The sequence below is a fragment of the Pseudomonas sp. GL93 genome (genome assembly GCF_003408955.1).
Classification (GTDB): domain Bacteria; phylum Pseudomonadota; class Gammaproteobacteria; order Pseudomonadales; family Pseudomonadaceae; genus Aquipseudomonas; species Aquipseudomonas paracarnis.
Genome location: NZ_NKRF01000075.1, coordinates 186,400 through 202,709, shown reverse-complemented (window position 1 = coordinate 202,709; position 16,310 = coordinate 186,400). Strand labels below are relative to the sequence as shown.

The 16,310-nt window shown below is 60.7% G+C and carries 13 protein-coding genes and 1 pseudogene; 6 read left to right on the top strand and 8 right to left on the bottom strand.

Going from position 1 to position 16,310, the window contains the following annotated elements:
* Nucleotides 1-110 precede the first annotated feature (110 nt).
* From adeC to CER19_RS14635, 3 genes and pseudogenes are all read right to left on the bottom strand, one after another.
* Nucleotides 111-1,565, bottom strand: a pseudogene (gene adeC, locus CER19_RS14645) (AdeC/AdeK/OprM family multidrug efflux complex outer membrane factor); the annotation flags it as partial.
* Nucleotides 1,562-4,723, bottom strand: a complete 3,162-nt coding sequence (locus tag CER19_RS14640) for an efflux RND transporter permease subunit (protein WP_116666930.1) — start codon at nucleotides 4,721-4,723, stop codon at nucleotides 1,562-1,564. The gene CER19_RS14640 and the pseudogene adeC, both read right to left, overlap by 4 nt.
* 3 nt (nucleotides 4,724-4,726) lie before the next feature.
* Entirely contained in the window at nucleotides 4,727-5,875 is a 1,149-nt protein-coding gene (locus CER19_RS14635; protein WP_116666929.1) for an efflux RND transporter periplasmic adaptor subunit, read from the bottom strand.
* Nucleotides 5,876-6,140: 265 nt separating this feature from the next.
* On the opposite strand from CER19_RS14635, the gene CER19_RS14630 reads away from it, so the two are divergent.
* Complete coding sequence (locus tag CER19_RS14630; RefSeq protein ID WP_034125975.1) at nucleotides 6,141-6,773, top strand: TetR family transcriptional regulator; 633 nt, start codon at nucleotides 6,141-6,143, stop codon at nucleotides 6,771-6,773.
* 362 nt (nucleotides 6,774-7,135) lie between these two features.
* Here CER19_RS14630 and CER19_RS14625 read toward each other — a convergent pair whose 3' ends face one another.
* Genes CER19_RS14625 through CER19_RS14615 form a run of 3 tightly spaced genes read right to left on the bottom strand, consistent with a single transcriptional unit; the run spans nucleotide 7,136 to nucleotide 9,715 of the window.
* Nucleotides 7,136-8,191, bottom strand: a complete 1,056-nt coding sequence (locus tag CER19_RS14625) for an alkene reductase (protein WP_116666928.1) — start codon at nucleotides 8,189-8,191, stop codon at nucleotides 7,136-7,138.
* Between the two features lie 28 nt (nucleotides 8,192-8,219).
* Nucleotides 8,220-9,386, bottom strand: a complete 1,167-nt coding sequence (locus CER19_RS14620; RefSeq protein ID WP_116666927.1) for an MFS transporter — start codon at nucleotides 9,384-9,386, stop codon at nucleotides 8,220-8,222.
* Between the two features lie 17 nt (nucleotides 9,387-9,403).
* On the bottom strand, nucleotides 9,404-9,715 hold the full coding sequence (locus CER19_RS14615) for a helix-turn-helix transcriptional regulator (protein ID WP_003189349.1): 312 nt from the start codon (nucleotides 9,713-9,715) through the stop codon (nucleotides 9,404-9,406).
* A 155-nt stretch (nucleotides 9,716-9,870) separates the two neighbouring features.
* Here CER19_RS14615 and CER19_RS14610 point away from each other — a divergent pair, with 155 nt between their 5' ends.
* The gene (locus CER19_RS14610) at nucleotides 9,871-10,449 is read left to right on the top strand and encodes an ACP phosphodiesterase (RefSeq protein WP_116666926.1); all 579 of its coding nucleotides are present in this window, start codon (nucleotides 9,871-9,873) and stop codon (nucleotides 10,447-10,449) included.
* A 119-nt stretch (nucleotides 10,450-10,568) separates the two neighbouring features.
* On the opposite strand, the gene CER19_RS14605 is transcribed toward CER19_RS14610, so the two are convergent.
* Nucleotides 10,569-11,360, bottom strand: a complete 792-nt coding sequence (locus tag CER19_RS14605; RefSeq protein ID WP_116666925.1) for a lysophospholipid acyltransferase family protein — start codon at nucleotides 11,358-11,360, stop codon at nucleotides 10,569-10,571.
* Nucleotides 11,360-12,115, bottom strand: coding sequence for an L-ornithine N(alpha)-acyltransferase (gene olsB, locus CER19_RS14600; RefSeq protein WP_003189352.1), 756 nt, complete (start codon nucleotides 12,113-12,115; stop codon nucleotides 11,360-11,362). Before olsB ends, CER19_RS14605 begins: the two co-directional genes overlap by 1 nt.
* Before the next feature lie 495 nt (nucleotides 12,116-12,610).
* Here olsB and CER19_RS14595 point away from each other — a divergent pair, with 495 nt between their 5' ends.
* From CER19_RS14595 to CER19_RS14575, 4 genes are all read left to right on the top strand, one after another.
* Complete coding sequence (locus tag CER19_RS14595) at nucleotides 12,611-13,333, top strand: hypothetical protein (protein ID WP_133298337.1); 723 nt, start codon at nucleotides 12,611-12,613, stop codon at nucleotides 13,331-13,333.
* 10 nt (nucleotides 13,334-13,343) lie between these two features.
* Complete coding sequence (locus tag CER19_RS14590; protein WP_116666923.1) at nucleotides 13,344-14,417, top strand: serine hydrolase; 1,074 nt, start codon at nucleotides 13,344-13,346, stop codon at nucleotides 14,415-14,417.
* Entirely contained in the window at nucleotides 14,414-14,728 is a 315-nt protein-coding gene (locus CER19_RS14585; protein ID WP_116666922.1) for an amidase, read from the top strand. The genes CER19_RS14590 and CER19_RS14585 overlap by 4 nt, the downstream gene beginning before the upstream one ends.
* Before the next feature lie 258 nt (nucleotides 14,729-14,986).
* Nucleotides 14,987-16,165: a M20 aminoacylase family protein gene (locus CER19_RS14575; RefSeq protein ID WP_116666921.1), complete on the top strand. Its 1,179-nt coding sequence runs from the start codon at nucleotides 14,987-14,989 to the stop codon at nucleotides 16,163-16,165.
* Nucleotides 16,166-16,310: the final 145 nt, after the last annotated feature.

The window sequence follows — 16,310 nt, the reverse complement described above, 5'->3', positions numbered from 1 at the left end:
TTAAGCGCGCTCCGACACACATAATCATTCACACTCGATATCCGCGGGCAGGGTCGGGGGTGTAAAAGCGCAGGGGGAAAGGGAGGCGGTTTTTTACCCCCGCGCTCACAGAACAACTTCAACGGCGGTGCTTGTTCTTTCAACGGTTCGTTCTTCGCAGTCTGCTCGTTCCAGCCACCGCCGAGGGCCTTGTACAGGTTGACCTCGCTGGTGAGCTGCGCCAGGCGGTCGGTGATCAGCGATTGCTGGGCACTGAACAGTTGGCGCTGGGCGTCGAGGAACGTCAGGTTGCTGTCGACACCAATGCGGTAGCGACGCTCGGCCAGGCGGTAGTAATCCTGGTTAGCCTCGACGAAGCCGCGCTGGGCATCCAGTTGCTGCTTATAGGTCGCACGCGCGGCGAGGCCGTCGGAGACTTCCTGGAAGCCGGTCTGGATGGCCTTCTCGTAGTTGGCCACGTTGATCTCTTTCTGGATCTTCGAGTAGTCCAGGCTTGCGCGCAGGCTACCGGCGTTGAAGATCGGGATGTTGATCTGCGGGGCAAACGCCCAGGTCCCCGAACCGCCTTTGAACAGGCCGCCCAGGGTAGGGCTGGCGGTGCCGGCGCTGGCGGTCAGGCTGATGCTCGGGAAGAACGCCGCACGGGCCGCGCCGATATTGGCGTTGGCCGCTTTGAGGTTGTACTCGGCCTGCACAATGTCGGGACGACGTTGCAGCAGGTCCGATGGCAACCCGGCCGGCACTTCGCTAAGCAGGTCATCGGACAGCGGCTTGCTGGCGATATTCGCCGGCAGGCCGGTGCCCAGCAGCAGGGTCAGGCTGTTTTCGTCTTGGGCCACCTGGCGGGTGTAACGGGCCAGTTGCACACGGGCGTTTTCCACCGAAGTGCGTGCCTGGCTGAGGTCGAGGGCCGAGGCCACGCCGACTTCATTGCTGCGCGAGGTGAGTTTGTAGCTCTGCTCGAAGGCCGCCAGGGTGTCTTGGGTCAGCTTGAGCAGCTCCTTGTCGGCCTGCCAGGTCAGGTAGGCATTGGCCACGCTGGCCACCAGGCTGATCTGGGTGCTGCGCCGCGCTTCTTCAGTGGCGAAGTACTTTTGCAGCGCTTCTTCACTGAGGCTGCGCACGCGGCCGAACAGGTCCAGCTCGTACGAACTGATGCCCAGGCCTGCCGAGTACTGGCTGGCGATAGTCGATTCGCCAGTCTGCGACAGCTTCGCCGGGGTGCGCTGGCGGCTGCCGTTGCCGGTGGCCGAGATAGCCGGGAACAGGTCGGCACGCTGGATCTGGTACTGCGCCGCATAGGCGTCGATGTTCAGCGCCGCGACACGCAGGTCACGGTTGTTCACCAACGCGGTCTGGATCAGCTGTTGCAGGGCAGGGTCATGGAAAAACTGCTTCCAGCCTTGCTCGGCAGCGGCCTGGCTCGGCGCCTGGGCCGACGAATACGCCGGCCCCTGCGGGAACTGCGCGGCCACCGGCGCATCGGGACGCTGATAGTCAGGTATCAGCGAGCAGCCACTGAGCACGAATGCGGTGACGGCTAGGGAAAGTAGCGACTTGCTCATTGGCCAGCCTCTTTAGGAGTTTCAGTAGTGTCTTTCTTTTTGCGTTCGCCAGCCGAGGACACGGTTGCGTAGAACAGTGGCACCCAGAAAATGGCAAGCACAGTGGGGGTGCTCATCCCGCCGATCACGCCGGTACCGATCGCGTGCTGGCTGCCTGAGCCGGCACCGGTGGAAATCGCCAGCGGCAGTACGCCGAGCACGAACGCCATGGACGTCATGATGATCGGGCGCAGACGCATGCGGGACGCTTCGATAGCCGCCTCGACGATACCTTTGCCTTGCTCGTGCAGCTCCTTGGCGAATTCCACGATCAGGATGGCGTTTTTCGCCGCCAGGCCCACCGTCACCAACAGGCCCACCTGGAAGAACACGTCGTTGGACAAGCCACGCATACTGGTAGCGATCAGTGCGCCGATCACACCCAGTGGCACAACCAGAATCACCGCGATCGGGATCGACCAGCTTTCGTACAGTGCCGCCAGGCACAGGAACACTACCAGCAGCGACAGTGCGTACAGCGCTGGAGCCTGAGAACCGGAAAGGCGTTCTTCATACGACAGGCCTGTCCAGGCATAACCGATACCGGCCGGCAGTTCTTTGGCAATGCGTTCGACTTCGGCCATCGCATCACCGGTACTGTAGCCCGGTGCCGGGGTGCCGAGGATTTCCATCGCCGCTACACCGTTGTATCGCGAAAGCTTGGGCGAACCGTAGATCCACTGGCCCGACGAGATGGCCGACAGCGGCACCATTTTTCCGTCGTTGCTGCGCACGTACCATTTGTCCAAGTCTTCCGGCGACATGCGGCTGGCGGCGTCACCTTGTACATACACCTTCTTCACGCGACCACGGTCGATGAAGTCGTTGATGTAGCTACCACCCAAGGCAATGGCCAGGGTCTGCTGGATATCCGCCAGGCTGATGCCCTGGGCACTGGCCTTCTCGTCGTCAACGGTCAGCTCGTACTGCGGCTCGTCGTTCACGCCGTTAGGACGTACGCCGGCCAGCACCTTGCTTTGTGCCGCCGCGCCCAGGAACTGGTTACGCGCAGCCATCAGCTTGTCGTGGCCGACACCACCCTGGTCTTGCAGGAACACGTCGAAACCGGTGGCGTTACCCAGCTCCAGCACCGAAGGCGGCACGATGGCAAATACCATGGCGTCCTTGAAGGCCCCGAAGAAGTAACCCTGGGCACGCTTGGCCACTTCGAATACCGATTGGGTCGAGTCACGCTCATCCCACGGCTTGAGCATCACGAACGCAAGGCCCGAACTCTGGCCACGACCGGCGAAGTTGAAGCCGTTCACGGTAAACACCGACTTCACCGCCTTGCCTTCGCCTGGCTCACCTTCCTTGTCGTTCAGCAGGAAGGCGCGCATGTCGTCGACGACTTTTTGCGTACGCTCAGCCGAAGCACCGACCGGTGTCTGCACCTGGGCGAAGATCACACCTTGGTCTTCCTCAGGCAGGAACGCGCTTGGAATACGGGTGAACATCCAGATCATGCCGGCCAGGATCAGCGCGTATACCAGGAACGCTGGGATCTTGTGCTTGATCATGTTACCCACGCCGCGCTCGTACTTGAGTACGCCGCTGTCGAAGGTGCGGTTGAACCAGCCGAAGAAGCCGCGCTTGGGCTGGCCGTGTTTTTCCGGATCAATCGGCTTGAGCATGGTGGCGCACAAAGCCGGGGTGAAGATCAGGGCAACCAGCACCGACAACGCCATCGCCGAAACAATGGTGATGGAGAACTGCCGATAGATCACACCGGTGGAACCACCGAAAAACGCCATCGGCAGCAGTACCGCCGACAGTACCAGGGCAATACCCACCAGGGCGCCCTGGATCTGGCCCATGGACTTGATCGTCGCTTCTTTGGGCGACAGATGCTCCTCGGCCATTACCCGTTCGACGTTTTCCACTACCACGATGGCATCGTCCACCAGCAAGCCGATGGCCAGGATCATGCCGAACATGGTCAAGGTGTTGATGGTGAAGCCGCACGCCGCCAGGATCCCGAAGGTACCCAGCAATACCACCGGTACGGTCATGGTGGTGATGATGGTGGCGCGGAAGTTTTGCAGGAACAGGAACATCACCAGGAACACCAGCACGATCGCTTCGACCAGGGTGTGAACCACACCGGAGATCGATTCGGTCACGACCGGCGTGGTGTCATACGGCACCACCGCCTTCATGCCTGGCGGGAAGAACGGCTCCAGGGACTTGACTGTTTCGCGGATGGCCTTGCCGGTGTCCAGTGCGTTGGCACCGGCCGCCAGCTTGATCGCCATACCCGAAGCCGGCTTACCGTTGAACTGTGCACTGATGCTGTAGTTCTGGCCGCCCAGTTCGATGCGCGCGACGTCACCCAGGCGAACCTGGGAGCCGTCGGTATTCACCTTCATCAGGATCTTGGCGAATTCCTCGGTGCTTTGCAGGCGCGTCTTGCCGATGATCGTGGCGTTCAGTTGGGTGCCGGGCAGGGCAGGCAGGCCGCCCAGTTGGCCGGTGGCCACCTGCACGTTCTGGGCCTTGATGGCATTGCTGACGTCCACTGGCGTGAGCTGATAGTTGTTCAGCTTGGCCGGGTCGAGCCAGATACGCATGGCGTACTGCGAACCGAACACCTGGAAGTCACCCACCCCCGCGGTACGGGAGATCGGGTCCTGGATGTTGGACACGATGTAGTTGGAGAGGTCGTCCTTGGTCATGCTGCCGTCTTCCGACACCAGACCGATCACCATCAGGAAGTTCTTCACCGACTTGGTCACGCGGATACCCTGTTGCTGCACTTCTTGCGGCAGCAGTGGGGTGGCCAGGTTCAGCTTGTTCTGTACCTGGACCTGGGCGATATCCGGGTTGGTACCCTGGTTGAACGTCACGGTGATGGTCATGCTGCCGTCGGAGTTACTGTCCGAGGAGACATAACGCAGGTTGTCGATACCGTTGAGCTGTTGCTCGATCACCTGCACCACGGTGTCCTGCACGGTTTGTGCGGACGCGCCTGGGTAGGTCACCTGGATATCAATGGCCGTTGGCGCAATGGCCGGGTATTGGTTGATGGGCAGTTTCAGGATCGAGAGTGCCCCGACCAGCATGATCACCAGGGCAATTACCCAGGCGAAAATGGGACGGTCGATAAAAAATTTCGACATGGATTACTCCCCTTGACCAGCAGCGGCAGCAGGCGCTGCAGCAGTACCGGCGGGTTTAGCGTTGGAGGCTTCCGTGACCTTCACCTCGGCGCCTGGCTTGACGTACTGCAAGCCTTCGGTGATGACGCGGTCACCGGCATTGAGGCCTTTTTCCACCAGCCAGTAGGCACCGGCGGTACGGTTGGCAACCAGTTCGCGTTGCTCGACCTTGTTGTCCTTGTTCACGATCAGCGCCGTCGGAATGCCGCGCAGGTCACGGGTCACGCCTTGTTGCGGGGCCAGGATGGCCTTGCTGTTCACACCGGCCAGCAACTGGGCGTGCACGAACATGCCCGGCAGCAGCACGTGGTCAGGGTTGGGGAACACGGCGCGCAGGGTCACGGAACCGGTGGTCTGGTCAACCGACACTTCGGAGAACTCGAGCTTACCGTCCTGGGCGTAGGCCGTGCCGTCTTCCAGGGTCAGCTTGACCTTGGCAGCGTTTTCGCCGGCTTTTTCCAGTTGGCCACTGGCCAGGTCGCGACGCAGCTTGAGCATTTCAGCCGAAGATTGCGTGACGTCGACGTAGATCGGGTCCAGTTGCTGGATCACCGCCATGGCGTCGGTTTGGCCGTTGCTGACCAGTGCGCCTTCGGTTACCGAAGAACGGCCAATACGCCCGGAGATCGGCGCGTACACCTTGGTGTAGCGCACGTTGATCTGGGCGGTTTGAACGTTTGCTTCGGAGGTCATGCGGTTGGCGACGGCAGTGTCGTATTCCTGACGGCTGACGGCTTGCTCCTCGACCAATTGCTTGTAGCGATCGGTGATGGACTTGGTCTGGGTCAGGCTGGCTTGCGCGCTTTTGAGCGTGGCCTCATACACCGACGGATCGATCTGGTAGAGCTGTTGCCCTTCCTTCACGTCGGCGCCTTCCTTGAACAGGCGCTTGAGAATGATGCCGTTGACCTGCGGACGAACTTCCGCAATGCGGAAGGCCGTGGTGCGGCCTGGCAGCTCGGTGGTCAGGGTATAGGCTTGCGGTTGAATGGTGACCACGCCGACCTGAGGGGTTTGAGCGGGCGGTGCCGCTTCTTCCTTTTTACATCCGCTGAGCAGCGATGCCAGGGCGACGGCAGTGACCAGAGCGGTAACAGCTGGCTTAAGTTGCATGAAGATCCTCGGGTCAGGCGCGCAGAGTGCGCACAAGAAGTGTGGAAGGGTAAAAAACAAGCCATGAGTGGATAAGTAGCTTGCTACGCAATATACTTACGTTCATGGTTGTTTGTAAACTCTTGACAGGCTTCGCGCAATGTTGACAAAGCACCGCCGCAAGCCTCGATTCTAGTACGTTCGGCGCCCATGACGGCGTCGTCCCACAATTATTCAGATGACGGTCAAGTACCGTCCACAGTGTCCCGATTGAGGTTTTACTGCCATGGTTCGTCGCACCAAAGAGGAAGCTCAGGAAACGCGCAGCCAGATTCTCCAAGCCGCCGAGCAAGCCTTTTATGAGCGTGGCGTAGCGCGGACCACCCTGGCGGACATCGCCGCGTTGGCGGGCGTAACGCGTGGGGCTATCTATTGGCATTTCAGCAATAAGTCCGATTTGCTCCAGGCTCTGCTCGATACGCTGCACGAACCTCTGGACGAATTGGCCCGGGCGAGTGAAAGCGAGGATGAAGTCGACCCGCTCGGCTGTATGCGCAAGCTGCTGATTCATCTCTACCATGAAGTGGCCCTGGACCCGAAAACCCGGCGTATCAACGAGATTCTGTTTCATAAGTGCGAGTTCACCGATGAAATGTGCGACATGCGCCGCCAGCGCCAGACCCACAGCCTGGAATGCAACCTGCGTATCAGCCTGACGTTGCGTAACGCGGTCCATCGCGGGCAACTGCCTGAAAATCTCGACACCACCCGTGGGGCTGTCTGCATACATGCCTTCATCCACGGTTTGATCGGCCAGTGGCTGCTGGTCCCCGATAGCTTTGAACTGCACCAGGACGCCGAGCGCTGGGCTGACATAGGGCTGGACATGCTGCGCCTGAGCCCCAGCCTGCGCAATTGAAACAAAATGCGTAATTGCAACCCGTTGTGTCAACAGTAAAGCCTAAGGACGGTCAATCGTCCTTCTGCCTGATTTGTGGGGTGACTTTATATACGGCATGGCGGGCGGTTGATAGGTAGCCGGCTAAGTATTTTGTAGCGATATTGTTGCCGTTCTGTGAAGCGATGTTTCCAGGGGGCTACATACAGGCACAAATGTGGGAGGGGGACTTGCCCCTGATACTGTAGGAGCGAGCTTGCTCGCGAAAAACTGACAGGCGCCGCGTTTTTCAGGACGCACGCGTTATCGTTAACGGTTTTCGCGAGCAAGCTCGCTCCTACAGTATTGGGGAAGCCGCCTCCCACATTGGTTTGCGGGTTACGTTAGATCGGCAGCGTCGGGTAGTCGATGTAACCCACCGGGCCTTTGCCGTAGAAGGTTTCCGGGTGCGGCTCGTTCAACGGCGCATCAGCCTTAAGTCGTGCCGGCAGGGCCGGGTTGGCGATGAAAGGAATACCAAAGGCCACTGCATCCGCCTTGCCCGCCGCCAGCCAGGCATTGGCGCTGTCTTTGGTGAAGCGTTCGTTGGCGATGTACGCGCCGCCGAAGGCTTTTTTCAGCTGTGGGCCAAGGCTGTCTGCGCCTTCTTTTTCACGGGAGCAGATGAAGGCGATACCGCGCTTGCCCAGTTCGCTGGCAACGTAGGTGAAGGTCTCGGCGAGGTTGTCGTCGCCCATGTCATGCGCGTCAGCACGCGGTGCCAGATGCACGCCCACGCGGCCAGCGCCCCAGACTTCGATGGCGGCGTCGGTGACTTCCAGTAACAGGCGCGCACGGTTTTCCAAAGAGCCGCCGTACTGGTCGGTGCGCTGGTTGGTGCTGCTTTGCAGGAACTGGTCGAGCAGGTAGCCGTTGGCGCCGTGGATTTCCACGCCGTCGAAACCGGCGGCCTTGGCGTTCTCGGCGCCGGTGCGGTAAGCGTCGACGATGTCGGCGATTTCAGCGGTTTCCAGGGCGCGCGGGGTTGGGTAGTCGGCCAGTGGGCGTACCAGGCTGACGTGGCCTTTAGCCTGGACCGCGCTCGGGGCCACCGGGGTTTCGCCGTTCAGGTAGGACGCGTGGGAGATGCGGCCCACATGCCACAATTGCAGGAAGATCTTGCCACCCGCGCCATGCACGGCCTTGGTGATGTTGGCCCAGCCACGTACCTGGTCGTTGGACCAGATGCCGGGGGTGTCCGGGTAGCCCACGCCCATGGGCGTCACGGAGGTGGCTTCGCTGAGGATCAGCCCCGCGGAGGCGCGTTGCACGTAGTACTCGGCCATCAGTGCGTTGGGTACGCGCCCGGCATCGGCACGGCAGCGGGTCAGCGGCGCCATGATGATGCGGTTCGACAGCTGCACGTCGCCCAGTGTGATCGGATCGAAAATAGTCGTCATGGAAAAAACACCTTCTCTTTTAAGTTGATCAGTTGGTCGCGGGGGCCAGGTCGGCATTGGCGACCTGACGGAAAGTGATCAGGGTCACCAGCAGCGCGAGGATGGCCAGCGCCGCGGCGGCCAGTGGCACGCTGGTCAGGCCGAAACCGTGGGCAATCACGCTACCGCCGACCCAGGCGCCGAGGGCGTTGCCAATGTTGAAGGCGCCGATGTTCAAGGTGGACACCAGGTTCGGTGCGGCCTTGCCGAAGGTCACCACGTTGATTTGCAGCGCCGGCACGGCGGCGAACGAGGCGGTGGCCCACAGGAACAGGGTGATTTCAGTCGGTATCACCGCGACGCTGGTCCAGCTCAGCACCGTGGAAACCACCGCCATGCTGATGAACACGCCGATCAGGGTGGCCGCCAGGCGCTTGTCCGCCAGTTTGCCGCCGATGATGTTGCCCACGGTGAGGCCCAGGCCAATCAGCAGCAGGGTCCAGGTCACGCCTTTGGGCGACACGCCAGTGACATCGCCCAGCAGCGGCGCGACATAGGTAAAGAGGGTAAACATGGACGCGGCAAACAGCGCAGTCATGCTCAGTGACAACCAGATACCGGCGCCCTTGAGGGCGGCCAGTTCGGCACGCATGTCGAGTTTTTCTTCGTCACGCTTGGCGGGCAGGAAGCGAATAAGGCCGATCAAGGCGATCACGCCAATCACGGTCACAGCCCAGAAGGTCGAGCGCCAGCCGGCTTCCTGGCCCAGCGCCGTACCCAGGGGCACGCCCAGCACGTTGGCCAGGGTCAACCCGGTGAACATCAGCGCCACCGCCGACGCACGTTTGTTGGCCGGCACCAGGTTGGCCGCCACCACCGAACCAATTCCGAAGAAGGCACCGTGGCACAACGCCGTGACCACACGGGCAAACATCAGCACGTTGTAGTCGCTTGCCAGGGCGCAGAGCAGGTTGCCGATAATGAAAATACCCATCAACGCTACCAGCGCCGCCTTGCGTGGCAGCCTGGCGGTGGCCAGTGCCATGAACGGTGCGCCGATGGCCACGCCCAGGGCGTAACCGGTGACCAGCCAGCCGGCGCCGGGAATCGACACACCCAGGTCCGCCGCCACATCGGGCAGCAAGCCCATGATGACGAACTCGGTGGTGCCGATGGCGAAGGCGCTCAGGGCCAGTATGAGTAGCGAGAGGGGCATGTGTGTGTCCTTGGTGATTACGGTGCGCTGAGTTCGGTTATGAGCGCGGTGAGGAAGGCTTGGATCACCTCCTCGTTGCGTTTGAAAAAGTGCCATTGCCCGGCCTTCTGGCTGCTGATCAACCCCGCCCGTTGCAAGGTGGCCAGGTGCGCCGACACAGTCGACTGGGATAAGCCGCAGCGCTGGTCGATCTGCCCGGCGCAGATGCCGTATTCGTGGTTGTGCAATTGCTCGGGGAACTGCACTTTCGGGTCTTTGAGCCAGGTGAGGATGTCTCGTCGTACTGGGTGCGCCAGGGCTTTTATTATTTCGTCGAGGTCGATGGACATAGCAGGGTGCTCGGTGTCGTAAAGCGTTATATCGCGATAAGGCGAACTTTAAATCGTAATATCCCGATACACCAATATGATTTTGTTCTGAGGTCTAGCCGAATCGGTATATCGGGTTATAACGATATGAGGGTGGCAGTGGTAGACTGCGCAGCATGAATTATCTCGCACATCTGCACCTGGGCGGCCAACTTCCTGCGCAATTGCTGGGCAGCCTCTATGGCGACTTCGTCAAAGGCCGCCTGCAGGGCCAGTTCAGCCCGCAAATCGAAGCGGCGATCCAGTTGCATCGCTCCATCGACCGCTTTACCGACAGCCACCCGTTGGTGGGCGGGGCGTTGTCACGCTTCAGCCAGACCCGCAGGCGCTATGCCGGGATCGTCCTCGATGTGTTTTTTGACCATTGCCTGGCGCGGGATTGGTCGCTGTATGCCGACCAGCCCCTGGAGCGTTTCACGTCGCAGGTGTACCGGGTGTTGGCGGCTGAACCCGCGTTGCCGGGGCGGCTGGCGCAGATTGCGCCGTATATGGCAGCGGATGATTGGTTGGGCTCGTACCGCGAGTTTGCGGTGATGGAGCAGGTGTTGCGCGGGATTTCGCGGCGGCTGACGCAGCCTGAGGAGTTGGGGTATGCGATGCAGGAGTTGCGGGTTTTGTATGAACCGTTGAGTGAAGACTTTCGACTGTTCTACCCAGAGTTGCAGAAATTTGCACAATCTCATCTGACTACATGAGATCTGAATGTGGGAGCTGGCTTGCCTGCGATAGCGGCCTACCTGTTGAGAATGTTGTGGCTGACCCACCGCCATCGCAGGCAAGCCAGCTCCCACATTTGGATTGTGTTCACATTGCTTCAGGCTGCGAATGCAGGCCGAGCAGCCACGTGCTCAGCTTCCGGCACCGGCCCGAACAACGCCTTCTGCACCGCCTGCTGCGCCTGATACGCCAACGCCGCACGTTCCTGCCCAGCACAGGCAATCGGCTTGAGCACATGAATCTCCACATCGCCGCGGTCATTGGAAAACAAGCGCATCAGGTGCGAGAGCAAATCATCATCGCCAATAAAGGGCGCCAGCGGGTCGACCTGGCCGTCGCGCAGATACCGAATTGCCACCGGCTGCAGCGACACATCCGCATCGATCGCGCTGGCCAGCAAGCGCCCGTGGAACGTGCGCAGGCCGCGACCGTCGGTGGTGGTGCCTTCGGGGAACATCAGCAAGGGGTGCTGTTGTTCCAGATGACGGGTCATCTGCTTGCGGATCAGTTGGCTATCACCTGAACCGCGACGAATAAACAGGCTGCCAGCCTTGGCCGCCAGCCAGCCCGCCACCGGCCAGGTACGTACTTCGGCTTTGGACAAAAACGACATCGGCGCCACCATGCCCAGCAACGGGATATCCGTCCAGGACACATGATTGCTCACCCACAGCATCGGCGTTGGCGGCAACTCGCCATGCACCGTCACGCGAAAGGGCAGGGCGTTGGTCAGTCGCGCCATAAAGAAGCGCGACCAACGCTGGCGCCGCACCATCGAGTTAGCCACCCCCAGGCGCTCGAACAGGCCGAACACACTGGCCATGCTCAACCCCAGCCCCACCACCAACAGCACGCGGGCGATGCGCCCGTAAATGCGCAGGCGGTTCATCACATGGCCGCCTTGAAGTGGCGCGCGTAACGCGGGCACAACTCGTCGCGCTTGAGCAGGATAAACACATCGGCCACCTGGAAGTCTTCATCCCAGCACGGCTCGCCGCAGATCTTCGCGCCCAGGCGCATGTAGGCCTTTAGCAGCGGCGGCATTTCGGCGATGACGTTGGACGGCAGGTCCAGGGCCGGCAGCGGTTTTTTCGGTTCGGCGCGCAGGTGTTCGTTGCACAGGTAGCGCTCGCGCAAGCGCTGCATGATCGCGTGGGCCTGGATGCCGCCATCGTGCATCGGGATGCTTGCGCAGCCCATCAGGTAGCTGTAGCCACCCTGGTTGAGCACTTCGGCCAACTCGCCCCAGAGCACCGCGATGGTGCCGCCGTTGCGGTAGGCCGGGTCGACGCAGGTGCGGCCAATCTCCAGGATCGGGCCCTGCAAGTGCAGCAGGCCATGCAGGCTGAATTCTTCTTCACTGTAGAACCGGCCCAAGGTGCTGGCGGCCTGGTGGTCGAGCAGACGGGTGGTGGCGACGAGTCGACCGCTGTTCAAATCCCGCACGCCGATATGGCTGCAGTGAACATCATAGTCATCCATGTCCAGACCCAGTTCCGCGCCTTTCAGCTTGGCGTTGAACTCGCCGCTGAACACGTTGAACCGCAGGGCCTGGGCTTCCTGCAATGCCTGTGCGCCTACCAGGCGTTCGGCTTGCAGACGGCGTTCATTGCCTTTGTCGCTGATGCGGGCGATCTGAGTCATAGCGAGTCTCCGGGTGCCGGCCAGGTTGCGGCCAGTCGACTTTGTTGTCCAAAGTCAGGCTATGTAGCCTCGGTGTCAGCTCCATGAAGTTACGGTGACGGTTGGATGACAGTCGTTTTTGATACGAATCGAGCCTATTCGGGAATAGACAACGCTATTTGATACGGCCTTCCTGCTTCTGGTGGGCTCAGGGATTACAGCCGAGAGGGAACTGGACGACATATGCGACCACATAGCTATTGGATGGAAGTGCCACACGGCTTCTCACTGCACGAGAGATACTTGGGGTCGTGCGCTCTGAATAGGTGAAGACAGATGTCGAATTTTTCGATTTCGAATAACGGGCCCGCTTGGTGGCAAGTTGACAATCATGAGAGAAGTTCGAGTTCTGAGCCGCCATCGGTAGAAATAATTACCAAGCGTTATAGCGGTATCCGCAGGCAAGACAGTCGGACTTACGGCGAGCCCGTCAGCGACAGGGTCGTGGCGTCGGGCATGCACCTGTTTGTGTACAAGCCTGAAAACCTTGACCCCGGGAAAAAGCCCGAGAGTATTTGGGACGGTTTCAGCCAGTGGGACCGGGATAATTGCGTGAGTGTCGCGGCAATCAAGCTGGCGATGGAACAGTTTGGCGAGCAACCCACTGACGTGTTCAAAGAGGTCAGGGAAATACCGGATGGCTTTCAGGTCACTTTGCGCAATAACCAAACGATCTATCTGACGCAGGATGAGCTTGAGATGGCGTCGACCTCGGCAAGGTTCAAGGGCACGGATCCACAGACCCTCACCTCGGCAAATTTCATCTATGCAGTCATGGCCAAGGTAGAGCAACAGACACAACAAAAAGCGAAGAACGGACACGTGAGTTACGGGGAGGCCCTGGGCGTGTTAAACAACCGGCGCGACGCCCTCCCTTTGGCTTTCGCGCGGCTAGGGTTGGCTGAACAGACTGAAATGGTCGCGCCCGAGGATTTGGCCAATGGTCGCCCAGGGGCTTTTCATGGCGCCAATGGTAAAGACGGTACGCATACCTCGGTATCCGTAGGCGGCAGAGAAGAGCGATGGGGGAATCAAGGGGGGCCCTCACCTACGGGAGACAATATTTACGCGTATGCATTCAAGAAAAACATCGAATTGACGCAGCGCCATGGCCCAGGAGGTGTCGCTAAAACGTCACTTTCCTCAGCTAGGCTCGCGGGCTTCAATGCGCCCCCTTGAGTTTGCGTCCATGGTCCGAGGCATGTTGTGTGTTGTCCTGTTGTTTATCACCGTTACCGGCCGTGCTGAAACCTGGCCCGAAAAAGAATGGGCCATGGGCACGCCAGTCGCAGGTTCCGCTGTCGATGCGCTGGACGCCTATGCTTTCCCACCCCGAGACGACACCACCCGCAACGGCATCCGCACCGACGCACTGCTGGTGATCCACGATGGTGTCATTATCTATGAGCGCTACGCTGCGCCCACAACGGCCAGCACGCCGCACCTGACCTGGTCGGTGAGTAAAAGCCTGATGGCCACCGTGTTGGGCGTGGCCTACGGTGAAGGCCGCTTCAAACTCACCGACCCTGCCGCACGCTTTTACCCGCCGATGAAACAGCACCCCAACGTGACCATGGCCGACCTGTTGCACTGGGCATCGGGGCTGGACTGGCAGGAAGACTATGAATACGCCCCATTGAAGTCTTCTGTCGTGGCAATGCTCTACACCCGTGGGCGTGGCGATATGGCGCAATTTGCCGCCTATAACGAGGCTACCGCCGAACCCGGCCAGGCGTTCCGCTATTCAAGTGGCGACAGCAATATTCTGTCTGCTGCGCTTAAAGGGATGCTAGGCCACAAGGCGTACATGAGCTATCCATGGGATGCCCTGTTCAAGCCGTTGGGCATTCGCAACGCGACGTGGGAAACCGATGCTGACGAAACCTTTGTCGCCTCGTCCTACGCCTACCTCACTGCTCGCGATCTGGCGCGGGTCGGGCTGCTGATGGCACGGGATGGGCGTTGGGGCGAGCAACAGTTGCTGCCCCAGGAGTGGGTGGCTTTCAATCGGCGGCCTTTCGATAAATACCAGGCGGGCCAGGATGAAGCGGTACCGGGCGGCCACTGGTGGCTCAACAAGGGTACGCCCCAACCCTGGCCCGACGCGCCGGCCGACACCTTCGCTGCGCTGGGGCACTGGGGCCAGGCACTGTTTGTGCTGCCCGATGAACACCTGGTGATCGTGCGCTACGGGGATGATCGGGATGGCAGTTACCGGCATAACGAACTGCTCAAACGCGTGCTGGCGGCGGTGCGCTCATGATTCGTCGTCATCCGTTCATCAGCGTTTTACTGGTGTTGGTCTTTGCACTGTCGGGCTGGGTCTGGCACGAGCGCGTCAACCTGCAAGCCTTCCCCGACATCATCGCGGCTTATACGGCCAAGGAGTACTGCTCGTGCCGGTATGTGGCGAACAATCCGGCGGACTATTGCCTCGGGTATGTGAAGCAGTACGTGCCGACCAGTGCGTTCACTGACTCGCCGGAACGCAGTGAAGTCACCGCAAGCGGTTTAGGGCGTACGCACACGGCGCGGTGGTTGGGCGACCGTCAAGGCTGCCGCCTCAACCCCTGACACACCCAAATTCCCCTGTGGGAGCTGGCTTGCCTGCGATAGCGTCAGGTCAGCCAACATCACTGGTGCCTGTGCCGCCGTCATCGCAGGCAAGCCAGCTCCCACATGTGGATCCTCTGCGTGGGCTCACGGAAAAAGGCTCGGCCCTGAGGTTCCACAGGGTGGAACCACCTTTGATTGTCCTCACGCGCACATCGCGCTTAGCTGTCGATGTGTCGCCAACAAGAACGGGACCACCCGCCTGTGAGGAGAATCACCATGCGCCCGCACCAGCACATCCTGGATTGGCTCAGCGACGTTGCCAGCGACTTGCACGCTGTGCGTCACGATATCCACGCCCATCCCGAACTCGGCTTTGAAGAAAACCGCACCTCAGCGCTGGTCGCACAGTCACTCAAGGAGTGGGGTTACGAGGTGCACACCGGCATCGGCAAGACCGGTGTAGTCGGCGTGTTGCGCAATGGCAACAGCACGCGCACGTTGGGGATTCGCGCCGACATGGACGCCTTGCCCATCATTGAAAACACCGGCGCGGCCTATACCAGCCAGCACGCCGGCTGCATGCACGCTTGCGGGCATGACGGCCACACTACGATGTTGCTTGGCGCTGCTCGCTACCTGGCGGCGACGCGGCAATTGGACGGCACGCTGAATCTGATTTTCCAACCCGCCGAAGAAGGCCAGGGCGGTGCCGAGGCGATGCTGGCTGACGGTTTGCTGGAGCGCTTCCCCTGCGATGGGCTGTTCGGCATGCACAATATGCCGGGCTTGCCGGCTGGGCATCTGGGCTTGAGAGTGGGGCCGATGATGGCCTCCCAGGATCTGCTTACCGTGACTCTCGAAGGCGTCGGTGGCCATGGCTCCATGCCGCCCCTTACCGTCGATCCGCTGGTGGCTGCCGCCAGTATGGTCATGGCCTTGCAAACGGTGGTGGCGCGCAATATCGACACCCAGGAAGCCGCTGTCGTCACGGTCGGCGCCCTTCAAGCAGGGCAAGCCGCCAATGTGATTCCCCAGCAAGCCCTGCTGCGCCTGAGCCTGCGCGCACTTAACCCCAAGGTGCGCGAACAGATGCTGGAACGGGTCAACGCGATCATCCAGACCCAGGCCGCCAGCTTCGGCTGCACCGTGCAGATCGAACACCGCCCGGCCTACCCGGTGCTGGTCAACCACACCGAAGAAACCGAATTCGCTCGCCAGGTGGGTGTGGCCTTGCTCGGCGCCGATGCGGTGGACGGCAACACTCGCACGCTGATGGGCAGTGAAGACTTCGCCTGGATGCTGCAACGCTGCCCCGGCAGTTACCTGTTTATCGGCAACGGCGTGTCGCGGCCGATGGGGCACAACCCCGCCTATGACTTCAACGACGACATCCTGCTGACCGGCGCCGCCTATTGGGGCGCGCTGGCCGAGAGCTGGCTCAAGCCGGCCGGATAACCCGAACCCTTGTAGGAGCGAGCTTGCTCGCGAAAGTCGTTAACGCTGACGCAGCGCTTTCAGGTAGCCCGTGTCGCCTGCGCGTTTTTCGCGAGCAAGCTCGCTCCTACAGCAACGCCTTTTTCTGCCGCTGGACCCTTTCCCT